The following is a 12,254-nucleotide window of genomic DNA, read 5'->3' as shown; positions in this document are numbered from 1 at the left end:
GTCCAGGTCTGGTCTAGGCGCGGTCCGGTTACCGTGGTGCCGTGCGTTTCGGAGTGCTCGGTCCGCTCGAGGTGTGGACGGCGGACGGGACTCCGGTCACGGTCCGGGAGTCCAAAGTCCGAGCGTTGCTCGCCGACCTGCTGCTGCACGAGGGCGAGTTCGTGTCGGCGGACCGGCTCATCGACGACCTCTGGGGCGAGGCGCTGCCGGTCAACCCTTCGAAGACTCTCCAGACGCGGGTCTGGCAGCTCCGGCGCGCGTTGGACGAAGCCGAACCCGGAGCGCGGGAGCTGATCGTGTCGCGCCCGCCCGGCTACGCGTTGCGCGTCGAGCCGGACATGGTGGACACGGGGCGGTTCGAAGCCCTTCGCGGGCGGGCGCGCGCGGTGGACGATCCCCGCGCCAAGGTGAAGCTGCTGACCGAAGCGCTGGATCTGTGGCGCGGTCCGGCCTTCGCCGAGTTCCAGGACGCGGAGTTCGCGCGCCACGCGATCGAACGCCTCACCGAGAACCGGCTGGCCGTGCTGGAGGACCGGGCCGAGGCGTGGCTGGCGGCCGACGGGCTCGACGCGACGGACCTCCTCGGCGAGCTCGGCGAGCTGGTGGACCGGCATCCGCTGCGGGAGCGTGTGCGCGCCATCCACATGCGCGCGCTCTATCGGGCCGGACGGCAGGGCGAGGCGTTGGAGGGCTACGACCAGCTCCGCCGCCGGCTCGCCGATGAGCTCGGCCTGGACCCGGGGCCCGAACTGGTCGCGCTCCGGCAGGCGATCCTCCAACGCGATCCCCGGTTGGGCGCCGAGCCGCCGACGAACCTGCCCGCCCCGCTCACCGCGCTGATCGGCCGCGTCGAGGCGGTGGCCGAGCTGCGGGCACTGCTCGGCGAGAACCGCCTGGTGACGCTGACCGGGCCGGGTGGTGTCGGCAAGACGCGCCTGGCCGTCGAGACCGCCAGGCAGCTCGTGAAGTCCTTCCCGGACGGTGTGTGGCTGGTCGAACTCTCCGGCGCCGACCGAGGAGTGGCCGACCTCGTGTCCACTGTGGTCGGTCTCCGCGACGACGCTCCCGGGCCGGGGCTGGAGCAGCGGCTCGCGAGCATGCTGCGGGCGAAGAAGCTCCTGCTCGTGCTGGACAACTGCGAGCACCTGGTCGAAGACGTGGCGGAGCTGGCCGAGCGGCTGCTGCGGGCCGCACCGGACCTGCGCGTCCTGGCGACGAGCCGGCAACCCCTTGCCGCGGACGGCGAGGCCGTGTGGCCGGTCCCGCCACTGGAGCCTGAGGCCGCCGCACGGTTGCTCGCGGCGCGGGCGGCCCCGGGGGGCGTGCTGCACGACAGCGATGCCGAGGCGGTCGCCACGATCTGCCGCAGGCTCGACGGGATCCCCCTGGCCCTGGAACTGGCGGCGACCCGGTTGCGGGTGCTCGGGGTGCGCGAGCTGGCCGCGCGGATCGACGACCGGTTCGCCCTGCTCGCCGAGGGACGCCGCACCGCACCGAGCCGTCAGCGGACGCTGCGCGCGGTGATCGACTGGAGCTGGGAACTGCTGACCGAGGCGGAACAGATCGTGCTGCGGCGCCTGGCAGTGCACGTGGAGGGCTGCACCCTCGACGCGGCCGAGACGGTGTCCGGTGCGGCACTGGACGTCCTGGCCCGGCTGGTGGACCGCTCGCTGGTCGTCATGACCGAGACGGCGGACGGGCCGCGTTACCGGCTGCTCGAATCCGTCGCCGCGTACTGCCTGGAACGCCTGGCCGAGGCGGGGGAGACCGAGGACCTGCGAGCGCGGCACCGGCGCTACTACACCGAGTTCGCCGAGCGCGCCGAGCCGCACCTCCGTGGCCGCGACCAGCGGCGGTGGCTGCGGCAGCTCGACGCGGAGCGCGCCAACCTGCACCGCGCGCTCGACGGCGCCGAGGCCGATCTGGCGCTGCGGCTGGTCAACGCGCTGGGGTGGTACTGGTTCCTGCGCGGCAGGCTGGGGGAGGCGCGCCGGGCCCTCGACGCGGCGCTGCGCCTGGGCGGGTCAGCACCTGATCGAGCGAAAGCCGAGGTGTGGCGGACGGGCTTCGCCCTGCTGATCCGCGACGCGGCCGACCCGGCTTCGGTGCAGCCCGACCCGGCCCTGCTGGACGCCGTGGACGACCGCACCCAGGCCGAGTGGTTCCTGCGTTTCACCCAGAAGGGTTTTGGTGCGCGAGCCCCGGGAGAGCGCCTGCTGGCCGATTTCCGGGCGGCCGGGGACACGTGGGGCGTCGCGGCCGTGTTGAGCACCGAGGCGTTCACCTTGGCCACCGGCGATCTCGCGGCGGCGCGGCGGATCGGTGCGGAAAGCCTGGCGCTGTTCACCGAACTGGGCGATCGGTGGGGACAGGTGAAAGCCGGTCAGGTCCTGTCCCTGCTCGCCGAGGTGGCCGGGGAGACTACGACGAGGCGGCCCGCCTGCGCCGGGAAGGACTGCGCAATGCCGAGGAACTCGGATTGTGGACCGAGGTGGCGCACGAACTGGCCGGGCTGGGCCGCAGCGCGCTGCTGGCCGGTGATTACCGGCGGGCGGAGGAATTCCACACCCGTTCGATGCGGATGGCCGAGGAGCAGTCGCACCAGTGGGGCGTCCAGCACGCCGAAATCGGACTGGCCCTGGGCGCCCGGCGGCAGGGCCGGTTCGCCGAGGCGGAGCGGCACCTGCTGACCTGGCTGGACTGGTGCCGGAAGTGGGCAGGCGCGCACGGGCTCGCGTTCATCCTGGCTGAGCTGGGCTTCAACGCCGAGCAGCGCGGGGACGCCGCCACCGCGTTCGCCCGGCACCTGGAGTCCTACGCCGTCGCGCGGTCCACGGGGGACCCCAGGGCGGTCGCGCTCGCCCTCGAAGGGCTCGCGGGGGCGCACGCCCTTTCTGGTCGTTTTCCGCACGCCGCCCGGATGCTGGGAGCGGCGCGCGCCTTGCGGGAATCCGCTGGAGCCCCGTTGCCACCAGCAGAAAGCGCCGACATCGAGCGGATCTCCGGCGTCATCCGCGCCGCCGTGGGAGAGGCCGCCTTTGCCGAGGCATTCCGGCTGGAAGGCGAATTCGATCCGGATGAGATCGTCCGGGTGGGGCAAGGGTTGGAGTGAGTTCTTCTTTTTTGCTAGGGTTGTTTCGTACCCCCGATATTCAGACAACTTCTTCCTGGGTGATGTCGCATGGCGCAGCGCACTGTTGTGCAGTTGATCGATGATCTGGACGGCACGAGCAGCGAGGACATCTCGCGTATCGAGTTCGGCCTCGACGGTCTGACCTATGAGATCGACCTCAATGAGGAGAACTCGGCGAAACTGCGCGCCGTCCTCGAACCGTTCGTGGCCAGCGCGCGCAGGCTCGGCGGCCGGGCCAAGCGCGGTACCCGCCTCGGCGCGCCCTCCTCGGGCCGCAGCAAGGACGAGACCAGGGCGATTCGCGAGTGGGCCAAGGCCAACGGGCACGAGGTCTCCGACCGGGGCCGCATCCCGAGCACGGTGATCGAGGCCTACGAGGCGGCCAACCCCTCCGCCGCCTGAGCCCATTTGCCGCACCGGCCCGGCGGATGCCGGAGCGCTTTCGTGAAAGAAAGCCCTCCGGCATCCGCCGGGTTTTCGGGTAAGCGGCCTCAGCGCGCGGTGACGCGGATTGTCCGGACCTCCGGATCGGCCGGGTCGGGCAGGTACATGCCCGCCTCCCGTCCGCTGCGGAGATAGTCCACGACCGGCTGGGTGATCACCTCACCAGGCAGGATCGCCGGAACACCGGGCGGATAGGGGCTGATTGTCTCGGCCGCGATACGACCGACCGCCTTATCCGCGTCCACATGCTCGGCGGGACCGAAGAACGCGTCCCTGGGCAACTGCGCCTGCTCCAGCTCCAATTCGCCTGGATCGGGCAAATCGATCGGTTTCGCCCTGGGCAGGTCGTCGGCGCGCTGGACCGCCGCGCGCACGGCCGCCACCAGTTCCTCCACCGTCGCCTCGTCGTCGGCGACCGTGATCTGCGCGGCGAAGCGCCGGTGGTCGGACAGCCCGACGTCGACCTTCCGGTGCTCGCGCAGCCATTCGTTGACCGTGTAGCCGGAAACCCCGAGCTCGGCCACGTCCACCACGACCTTCAGCGGGTCCTGGTCGTCGGCGAGCCCCGACTCGGTGAAGTCCGGGATGCGCACCCCGGGTAGCTCGGACAGCCGTTCCCGCACCGACGCGGCCAGGTGGATCGCCTTGTCCAGCAACGCGTGACCGTGCTCCACCATCTGCCTGCGCCAGCCGTCCAGGCCCGCGAACACCAGCGACGAGGGGCTGGTCGTGCCGAGCAGGTCCGCACGGGCCTCCAGGACCCGGTGGTCCACGCGCGAGCCCTGCAGGTGGTACACCGAGCCCTGTTCCAGGCCCGCGCCCATCTTGTGCACGCTCGTCACGCACAGGTCCGCGTCGGCGTCCATCGCCCACGCGGGCAGCGCGGGGTGGAACGGCAGGTGCGCGCCCCACGCCTCGTCCACGATCAGCGGCCGGTCGTGCTCGTGGCAGATCTGCGCGGTCTTCCTGATCGCGGCGCACGCGCCGTAGTCGGTCGGCGTGATCAGCAGCATGCCCTTCGCGTCGGGCGCTCGGCTGAACGCGTCGCGCACGTCCTCCGGCGACGGCGGGTGCGCGAGCTGCCACTTCGCGTCCCAGCGCGGGTGCACCCACACCGGGCGGACCCCGCTGATGATCAGCCCGGCGATCACCGACTTGTGCGCGTTGCGCGACACCAACAGCTTCTCACCGGGGCCCGCCACCGTGATGATGCACGTCTTCACCGACAACGAGCTGCCGCAGGTGGAGAAGTACGCCTTGTCCGCGTCCACCGCGTCGGCCATCAGCCGTTCCGCCTCGGCCAGCACGCCCTTCGTCATCGACCGGTCGTCCAGGCCGTTCATCAGGATCACGTCCGAGGCGAAGACGTCGGGGCCGAGCACGTCGATCACCCGCGGGTCGGCCCCCCGGCCCTGCTTGTGGCCCGGTGGCAGGAACGAGAGCTGTTTGCTCTCGCGGTAGGAACGCAACGCGTCGAGCACCGGGGCCTTCGAGTGGTCCATGTCGTCTCCGTTCCTATCTGGCGCGGGCGGTGACCAGGCCCAGCAGCACCATCGCCGCGCCGAGCCCGAAGTGGAGCCAGTCGTCGGCGGCGTTGAGGGGCACGAAGTTCGCCGCGCCCGAGTCCTCGGTCAGCAGGCCGTAGACCCACAGCAGCAGGCACAGCGCTCCGCCGCCGATCAGGTACAACCGGGCCGACGCGGGGTTCCGTCCGAGCATCAGCCCGCCGACGCCGAACACCAGGTGCACCACGTTGAGCAGCACCGACACCGCGAACACCCCGAAGAGCAGCGCGCCGGAGTCCTGTCCCGCGATGCGCAGCTCCTCGTAGCCCGTGGTCGCGCCCGGGACGAACCCGAGGATGCCCAGCGCGAGGAAGACCGCGCCCACCCACGCCGCGACGGGCTGCACCGGAGCACGGATCTCTAGCGTCATGCGCTTCGGCTACCCGGGCCCCACCCCGACAAACGCCACCACCAGCGCTTACGGCCTGAATGACTCATTCGGTGCGTCAGGCCCGAGGGCTCAGCCCGCGAGGAGGTGGCGGGGTCGGTAGCTGTACGGACTGAGCGGGATGGAGACGCGGGGGGCGGTGGTGGAGGAGGGTTTGCGCGGCGGGATGAGGCGGGATTCGAGGGAGGTGAGCGTGGCGAGGTGGATGGAGGTCCGGTCCCACGCCCCGCACGGCCACGCGACCGGGCGGCGCAGCACGGAGGTGCGGCAGGTCGGGCACGTGTAGCCGCGGCTGGGGTGGTCGACGGGGCGGTGGTCGTCGAGGATGGAACGCCACCAGGTGATGCCGAAGCGCAGCTGCTCCCGCAGCGAGGCCACCTCGGGATTGGTCAGCACGGATCGGTCGGCCAGTGCGCTCAGGGTCGTGTAGACGGCAGCGACCAGGGTATCGAGGTAGGGAACCGGTGGAGTGGACCCGGGGCGATCGGGCGAGATCGTCATCGTGCCTCCCTGTGCGGCGGTGCTCCCTGTCGGGACTTCCCGTCACCAGGGGAAAGAATGTCGGAGGAAGGCTGCGATAGTGTCGCGGCCCCGTCACCGATCACCCGGCGTAGCGGACGGCAGCAATCTCGGTGAGGCCGGACAGCGTAACGACTTGCTCCACTCCGCCGCCCCGGCGCAGCACGAGTTCCAGACTGCCGTCGCGAGCGTGCGCGAAGAGCACCCGCAGCCCGGCGCTGTCGAGGTACACCGCGCGGTTCAGTTCGACGACGACGCGCGCCGCGGCACCGGTGAGCGCGAGCTCCAGCTCGCAGGCGTTGGTGAAGTCGACCTCGCCGATCACGGTCACGGTGCGGACCCCGCCGTCGTCACGGCCGATGAACTTCGCGGTCATGTCGAGCGCCTCCTCCACATCCGGACCGTTGTGCCGTTGTTCCCGCTGTCGATCGCGACGTCGTCCATCAGGGCGCGCATCATCCGCACGCCGCGCCCGCGTTCCCTCGGTGCGGGGTCGGCGGGCAACCACCGGCCCTCATCGGTGACGACCACCTCGACGCGCGGCCCGTCCAGCCGAGCCGTGAGGTGGACCAGCCCCTCGGGATCGTCGCGGTAGCCGTGCTCCATGGCGTTGGTGACGGCCTCGCACGCGGCGACCACGACGGGTTCTGCCGCGTCGGCGGCCACGTCGGCCCGAGCCAGCCACCTGCGCAGTTCCGTGCGCATCGGCGCCAGGCGCTGAGCCAGCGCGGGCAGCTCCATCACCAGCGGTGGCGGGGGATGCCGGTAGACGAGCACGGCGACGTCGTCGTCGTGGCCGACCGGCGGCAGCAGTTCGGCGAGCAGCCGGTCCGCCAGCTCGCTCGGCCGCAGCGCCATCGAGTCCAGCACGAGCCGCTGCGCCGCGCCGATCCCTTCCAGCACAGGGACATCCCGCCGCTCGATCAGCCCGTCGGTGTAGAGCAGCAGCGTGGAACCCGGGCGCAGCTGGACCTTCGTCTCCTGACGTGAACGGCCCGGCACCACGGCGAGCGGCAGTGAGCGCTCGGACAACAGCTCGTGCGTCCCGTCGAGGTGGGCGAGCACCGGCGGCGGATGACCGGCGTTGCTGTAGCGCAGAGTCCCGTCCGCCGGGTCGATCACCGCGCAGAACAGCGTGGTGCACAGCGCGCCGGGGATCTGCGCGGCGAACGTGTCGAGGTCTTCGAGCGCCTGTGCGGGACCGTTGGCGCGCAACAACAACGCCCGAGCGGAGCTGCGCAGCTGGCCCATCACCGCGGCGGCTTCGAGGCCGCGCCCGACGCAGTCGCCGACCACGACGCCGATCCGCCCGTCCGGCAGCCGGGCCACGTCGTACCAGTCGCCGCCGATCTCCAGCGGCTGCACCGCGGGCTGGTAGCGCACCGCGAAGCCGGGCGGCAGGTCGGTGGGGCCCAGGATCGCGTGCTGGAGAGTCAGCGCGACCTCGCGGGCCCGTTCGTAGTCCCGCGCGCGGTGCAGCGCCTGCGCGAGGTGGCTGGAGAGCAGGCCGAACAGCGCTTCCTCCTCGGCGGAGAGGAACCGGCCCGCGCCGAGGCCGAGCCACACCGCAGCGTCGTTGCCGCCGAGCGGGGCCGCGACGCCCGGGGCCTCGCCGAGCGCCACCAGCACGGTCGCCACCGGACGCGACCTGGCCGCGGTGAGGGCTTCCCGGGCCGCCGGGTGCAGATCGCCGACCACGAGTTCGGGGACGCCCTCGGCGGAGAAGATCGCCGCGACGGACTCCGGAACGCTCAACGCCCTGCGCAGCGCGGAGATCCCCGCGCCCAGCACCTCTGCGACGTCGGTCGCGGCGGCCAGGACCGCGGCGAACCTGGTGATGGTGGTGTCCCGCTCCGCGGCCAGCTTCTCCGCGGTGATGTCGCGCAGCGTGCACACGTACAGCTGTTCGCCCGCGTCGCCCGGCACGGTGGTCGCGCTCACCGCGACCCAGATGCGGTGCCCCTTCCGGTGCCGCAGCGGAACCCGGAACTGGCCGCCGTTGCCGGTGCGGAACCGTTCGAAGACCTCCTGCTGCGCGCGGTGCTCCTCCGGCCAGTCGTCCGCGTCGAAGATCCACGGATGCGGCCACGGGAAGGGCAGTTCGCCCGCGGGGTAGCCGGTGATCTCGGTGAACGCCGAGTTGATCTCGATGACCGTTCCCCGCTCGTCGGCGACCAGGAACCCCTCCTGGAGGGAGTCCACCAGCGCCCGCCGGAACCGCGACTCCCGGTTGCGCAGCCGCGCCAGGTCGAGGTTGGCGCGGACCCTCGCCACGAGCTCGTTGCCGGAGAACGGTTTCGGCAGGTAGTCGTCGGCGCCGGAGGCCAGTCCCTCGACGGTGTCCGCCTCGCCCGAGCGCGCCGAGAGCAACAGCACCGGGATGGCCGTGGTGGCCGGGTCCGCCCGCAGCTCCCGCACGAGCCCGAACCCGTCCAGCCCCGGCATCATCACATCGCTGAGCACCAGGTCGGGGCGGTGCTTGCGGGCCATCCGCAGCCCGGTCGCGCCGTCGGCGGCCAGCAGTACCCGCCAGTGCGGTTCCAACAGCCGCAGCAGGAAACCCCGCATGTCGGCGTTGTCCTCCACGACGAGCACGACCGCCGAGTCCTCGACGCTCACGGAGGAGACCGGCGGTGCCGGGGCGCTCCACTGCAACGCCTCCTCCAGGTACACGGTGGCGCCTGAACGGCGCTGCGGATCGGCCGTCGACGCGGCTTCCGCGCCGGAGAGCGGCAGCCGTGCGCTGAACACGCTGCCGACGCCCTCCTCGGAGGTGACGCTGACGCTCCCGCCGTGCAGCCGGACCAGCTCGTGCACCAGCGCCAGGCCGATCCCCGCGCCCTCGTGCGAGCGCCCCCTGCTGCCCTGAACCCGGTGGAACCGTTGGAACAGAAGGGGAATCTGGTCCTCGGGGATACCGACCCCGGTATCGGAGACGGTGAGCAGCGCGTCGTCCCCGCTGACCGCCATGCGCAGCTCGATCCGGCCGGAGAGGGTGTACTTGAGCGCGTTGGACAGCAGGTTCAGCAGCACCTTCTCCCACATGTCCGGATCGACCCGGACCGGGCGCGGCAGCGGCGGCGCGGACACCGCGAACTCCACGCCCGCCCTGCGCACGGCGGGCGCGAAGGACTCGGCGACCTCCCTGGTCAGCGCGGCCAGATCGGTGTCGACGGCGTCGGGCTGCAACCGCCCCGCCTCGATCCGGGAGAAGTCCAGCAGGTCGTCGACGAGCCTGCCGAGCCTCCCGGCGTTGCGCCGGATGATCCGCAGCCGTTCCCGCTGACCCGGGGGCAGCGGTTCCACCGCGTCGGCGAGGGCGTCCTCGGCGGGCCCGGCGATCAGCGTCAGCGGGGTGCGGAACTCGTGGCTGACGTTGCTGAAGAACTCGCTCTTGGCGCGGTTGAGCTGGGCCAGGGTCTCCGCCCGCCGACGCTCCGCCTGGTAGTCCAGCACGTGCGCGAGAAGCTGGCCGACCTGCCCGGCGACCAGGTCGAGGAACAGCCGGTAGTCGGCGTCCAGCGCGCGCCGCGGGCTGATTCCCAGCACCAGCGCGCCGATCGGCGCCGGCCTGCCCGCGACCAGGGGCTGCACCACCTCCTCCGCGCGCCACTCCGCCCGCCCGGAGGCCGTCACCCTCCCGGCGACGCCGTCCTCGGCGTCCAGGTGGATCTCCGCGTGCGGGATGTCCGCCGTGAACTCGGCGAGCACCCGCCTGACCGCGTCGCACGCCGCGTCCAGCTCGGTCGCGCCCCGCGACTCGGCGAGCTGGCGCAGCGCCCGCATCCGGCGCTCGCCCAGGACCTGCGGGGTGGTGTCGGTGGTGGCGACGAAGATCCCCAGCACCTCGCCGGCCCCGTCCAGTACCGGGCTGTAGGAGAAGGTCCAGTAGGTCTCCTCGACGTAGCCGTGCCGGTTGAGCAGCAGCGGCTGGTTGTCGGAGTAGGTCGCGCCCTCCCCGTCGAGCACCGTCCTGGCCAGCGGCTCCAGGTCCGCCCACGCCTCGGCCCAGCACTCGGCCGCGGGCTGGCCGAGGGACCGGGGGTGCTTGTCACCCAGGGCGGGGACGTAGGCGTCGTTGTAGATCTGCAGCAGCTCGGGGCCCCACCACAACAGCATCGGCACGCGCGAGGGCAGGCAGGTGTTGATCGAGGCGACCAGCTCCGGCGACCACCGCTCGATCTCCCCGAGCGGGGTCGCCGACCAGTTCCTGGCCGCGATCAGCCGCCCCATCTCCCCGAGGGAGGCGAGCCGAGGTCCGTGGCGCACGCGGCTTCGATACCCCCATTACCGGAAAACCAACCCTGAGGTTCACCACCGGCGGCGGGGGTAGCCAGAGGGAACGCGCACGTGCGGCGAAGGAGGGCGGAGATGGACCTGCGACCCGATGACCCCGGACCGCTGCCCGTGGTGGTCAGCGCGATCGGCATGCTCCGCAGTGGCGCGGTCGAGGGCACCACGGACCAGTTGGACGCGTTGGTGGAACAAGGAACGGACTGGGTCCGCGCGGCGGCGGGCATGCTCGCCATGGCCGATGCGGACATGCTCTGCGGGCTGGCCGAGAGCACGCAGGAGGCCGGGCTGGACTCCGGCTTCGTCGAGGTGCTGGCCGCCGACGGCGAGCAGGTGCCGATCGATGATGTGGCGCCGCCGCTGCGGGCCGCGCTGCGCACGGTGCTCGCCCACGCCTACGGCGATCCCGAGTCGGCCGACGAACAGATGCGGCTGGCCTTCCTCGACGGCGACCCGGCGACCGGCAAGCACATCCTCGCGCACACCGTGCTGTGGACCGCCCAGTTGATGGACGTCTGCGAGGAGCGCGCCGTGCCGGTGCCGTCGTGGCTCAACTCCGGTGGGTTCGGGTGATCTTCTGCTGCTGAGCGGGCTCCAGGATGATCCGCTGCGAGCGCCGCCCCGTGGTGACCAGCCACGCCCACTCGAGCATCACCGCGGCCCGGTTGCGCCAGCCGACCAGGAACGTCAGGTGCACCAGGGCCCACGCGAGCTTGCCGATGAACCCGGTCAGCTTCAGCCCGCGCACGTCCGCGACGGCGTCACCGGGGGAGACGGTGGCCATCGTGCCCCGGTCGTGGTAGCGGAACGGCCCCGGGCGCGGGGTCCTGGCCAGGCGCGCGCCGATCACCTTGGCCACGTAGCGGCCTTCCTGGATGGCGGGCGCGGCCACACCGGGGATGTCGTTCAGGCTGATCATGTCGCCGATCGCGAAGATCTCGGGGTGGCCGGGGACGGCGCAGTCCGGCTCGACCAGGATGCGGCCCTTGCGGTCGGACTCCGCACCGGTCGCCTTCGCCAGCTCCTCGGCGAGCGGTGACGCCTTCACCCCGGCCGACCAGATCACGGTGCGCGCGGGCAGCCGCTCGTCCCCGGGCTCGTACACCACGCCGTCGCCGTCGACGCCGGTCACCTTCTTGCCGAGCCGGACCTCCACGCCGAGCTTCTCCAGCGTCCGGCGGGTGTGCTCGCGCAGCTTCGGCGAGAATGGCGGCAGCACCGAGTCCACGGCGTCCAGCAGGACGATCCGCACGCGGGTCGGGTCGAGCAGCCCTCGGAACTGCCTGCGCAGGGTGCGCCTGGCCATCGCGGCGACCTGTCCGGCCAGTTCGACCCCGGTGGGCCCCGCTCCGACGATGGCGATCGTCATCCAGCGGTCGCACTCGGCGGGATCCTCCGCGGCGGCCGCGTTCTCGAAGGCGGACAGCAGGCGGGAGCGCAGGTCGATCGCGTCGGCGAGGGTCTTCATCGGCCGCGCCACCTCGCGCCACTCGTCGTGGCCGAAGTAGCTGTCGGTGGCGCCGGCGGCGACGACCAGCGTGTCGTAGCCGATCTTGCGGCCCGCCCCGTCGGAGAGGACGACGTCGACCTCCTTGGCCGCGGTGTCGAAGCCCACCACCTCGCCGAGCAGCACCTTCGCGTTGTGCTGCCCGCGCAGCACGTCGCGGATGGCGGGTGCGACGTCGCCGGGCGGCAGCAGGGCGGTCGCCACCTGGTAGAGCAGCGGCTGGAACAGGTGGTGGTTCATCCTGTCGACGACGGTGACCTCGACGGGAGCGCCCCTGAGCGCCCGCGCGGCGGCCAGTCCTCCGAAGCCCGCTCCGACGATCACGACCCGGTGTGCGGCAGCAGTCATAGGCGCCGGTTACCCCGCCTCCCGCCCCGTTATCCCACCGTCCACAGTGGACAGGGT

At 72.0% G+C, this 12,254-nt stretch carries 10 protein-coding genes; 4 read left to right on the top strand and 6 right to left on the bottom strand.

What is annotated here, in order from left to right; translation table 11 throughout:
* Positions 1-41: 41 nt before the first annotated feature.
* The 3 genes from BLT28_RS12740 to BLT28_RS12735 all read left to right on the top strand — a co-directional run bounded on the left by BLT28_RS12740 (position 42) and on the right by BLT28_RS12735 (position 3,535).
* Positions 42-2,690: a BTAD domain-containing putative transcriptional regulator gene (locus BLT28_RS12740; protein WP_322788493.1), complete on the top strand. Its 2,649-nt coding sequence runs from the start codon at positions 42-44 to the stop codon at positions 2,688-2,690.
* Entirely contained in the window at positions 2,576-3,112 is a 537-nt protein-coding gene (locus BLT28_RS42685) for a hypothetical protein (RefSeq protein WP_322788492.1), read from the top strand. The genes BLT28_RS12740 and BLT28_RS42685 overlap by 115 nt, the downstream gene beginning before the upstream one ends.
* A 69-nt stretch (positions 3,113-3,181) precedes the next feature.
* Positions 3,182-3,535 carry a histone-like nucleoid-structuring protein Lsr2 gene (locus tag BLT28_RS12735; protein ID WP_030432542.1) on the top strand — a complete coding sequence of 118 codons (354 nt, stop codon included), beginning with the start codon at positions 3,182-3,184 and terminating at the stop codon, positions 3,533-3,535.
* Between the two features lie 89 nt (positions 3,536-3,624).
* On the opposite strand, the gene BLT28_RS12730 is transcribed toward BLT28_RS12735, so the two are convergent.
* From BLT28_RS12730 to BLT28_RS12710, 5 genes are all read right to left on the bottom strand, one after another.
* Positions 3,625-5,079, bottom strand: a complete 1,455-nt coding sequence (locus tag BLT28_RS12730) for an aminotransferase class I/II-fold pyridoxal phosphate-dependent enzyme (RefSeq protein WP_030432541.1) — start codon at positions 5,077-5,079, stop codon at positions 3,625-3,627.
* A gap of 13 nt (positions 5,080-5,092) precedes the next feature.
* Positions 5,093-5,512, bottom strand: a complete 420-nt coding sequence (locus BLT28_RS12725) for a DUF4383 domain-containing protein (protein WP_030432540.1) — start codon at positions 5,510-5,512, stop codon at positions 5,093-5,095.
* Positions 5,513-5,602: 90 nt separating this feature from the next.
* Positions 5,603-6,031, bottom strand: a complete 429-nt coding sequence (locus tag BLT28_RS12720; RefSeq protein WP_030432539.1) for a hypothetical protein — start codon at positions 6,029-6,031, stop codon at positions 5,603-5,605.
* A 100-nt stretch (positions 6,032-6,131) separates the two neighbouring features.
* Positions 6,132-6,425: an STAS domain-containing protein gene (locus tag BLT28_RS12715; RefSeq protein WP_030432538.1), complete on the bottom strand. Its 294-nt coding sequence runs from the start codon at positions 6,423-6,425 to the stop codon at positions 6,132-6,134.
* Complete coding sequence (locus tag BLT28_RS12710) at positions 6,422-10,318, bottom strand: SpoIIE family protein phosphatase (RefSeq protein ID WP_231950772.1); 3,897 nt, start codon at positions 10,316-10,318, stop codon at positions 6,422-6,424. Before BLT28_RS12710 ends, BLT28_RS12715 begins: the two co-directional genes overlap by 4 nt.
* Before the next feature lie 102 nt (positions 10,319-10,420).
* Here BLT28_RS12710 and BLT28_RS12705 point away from each other — a divergent pair, with 102 nt between their 5' ends.
* Positions 10,421-10,915, top strand: a complete 495-nt coding sequence (locus BLT28_RS12705) for a hypothetical protein (protein WP_052407979.1) — start codon at positions 10,421-10,423, stop codon at positions 10,913-10,915.
* Here BLT28_RS12705 and BLT28_RS12700 read toward each other — a convergent pair.
* Positions 10,893-12,197 (bottom strand): NAD(P)/FAD-dependent oxidoreductase, encoded by a 1,305-nt coding sequence (locus BLT28_RS12700; RefSeq protein WP_052407978.1) that lies wholly within the window; start codon positions 12,195-12,197, stop codon positions 10,893-10,895. The two genes, BLT28_RS12705 and BLT28_RS12700, sit on opposite strands and share 23 nt — an antisense overlap.
* Positions 12,198-12,254: the final 57 nt, after the last annotated feature.

Origin of the sequence: Allokutzneria albata, from assembly GCF_900103775.1 — a bacterium.
Taxonomy (GTDB): Bacteria; Actinomycetota; Actinomycetes; order Mycobacteriales; family Pseudonocardiaceae; genus Allokutzneria; species Allokutzneria albata.
The sequence above is the reverse complement of the archived record's forward strand: the minus strand, read 5'-3'. Positions and strand labels throughout refer to the sequence as shown.

Excerpts from the sequence above, each read along its gene's own strand:
- BLT28_RS42685 (WP_322788492.1), top strand. The coding sequence starts at position 2,576 with ATGCGGATGGCCGAGGAGCAGTCGCACCAGTGGGGCGTCCAGCACGCC.
- BLT28_RS12735 (WP_030432542.1), top strand. The coding sequence starts at position 3,182 with ATGGCGCAGCGCACTGTTGTGCAGTTGATCGATGATCTGGACGGCACG.
- BLT28_RS12730 (WP_030432541.1), bottom strand. The coding sequence starts at position 5,079 with ATGGACCACTCGAAGGCCCCGGTGCTCGACGCGTTGCGTTCCTACCGC.
- BLT28_RS12725 (WP_030432540.1), bottom strand. The coding sequence starts at position 5,512 with ATGACGCTAGAGATCCGTGCTCCGGTGCAGCCCGTCGCGGCGTGGGTG.
- BLT28_RS12720 (WP_030432539.1), bottom strand. The coding sequence starts at position 6,031 with ATGACGATCTCGCCCGATCGCCCCGGGTCCACTCCACCGGTTCCCTAC.
- BLT28_RS12715 (WP_030432538.1), bottom strand. The coding sequence starts at position 6,425 with ATGACCGCGAAGTTCATCGGCCGTGACGACGGCGGGGTCCGCACCGTG.
- BLT28_RS12705 (WP_052407979.1), top strand. The coding sequence starts at position 10,421 with ATGGACCTGCGACCCGATGACCCCGGACCGCTGCCCGTGGTGGTCAGC.
- BLT28_RS12700 (WP_052407978.1), bottom strand. The coding sequence starts at position 12,197 with ATGACTGCTGCCGCACACCGGGTCGTGATCGTCGGAGCGGGCTTCGGA.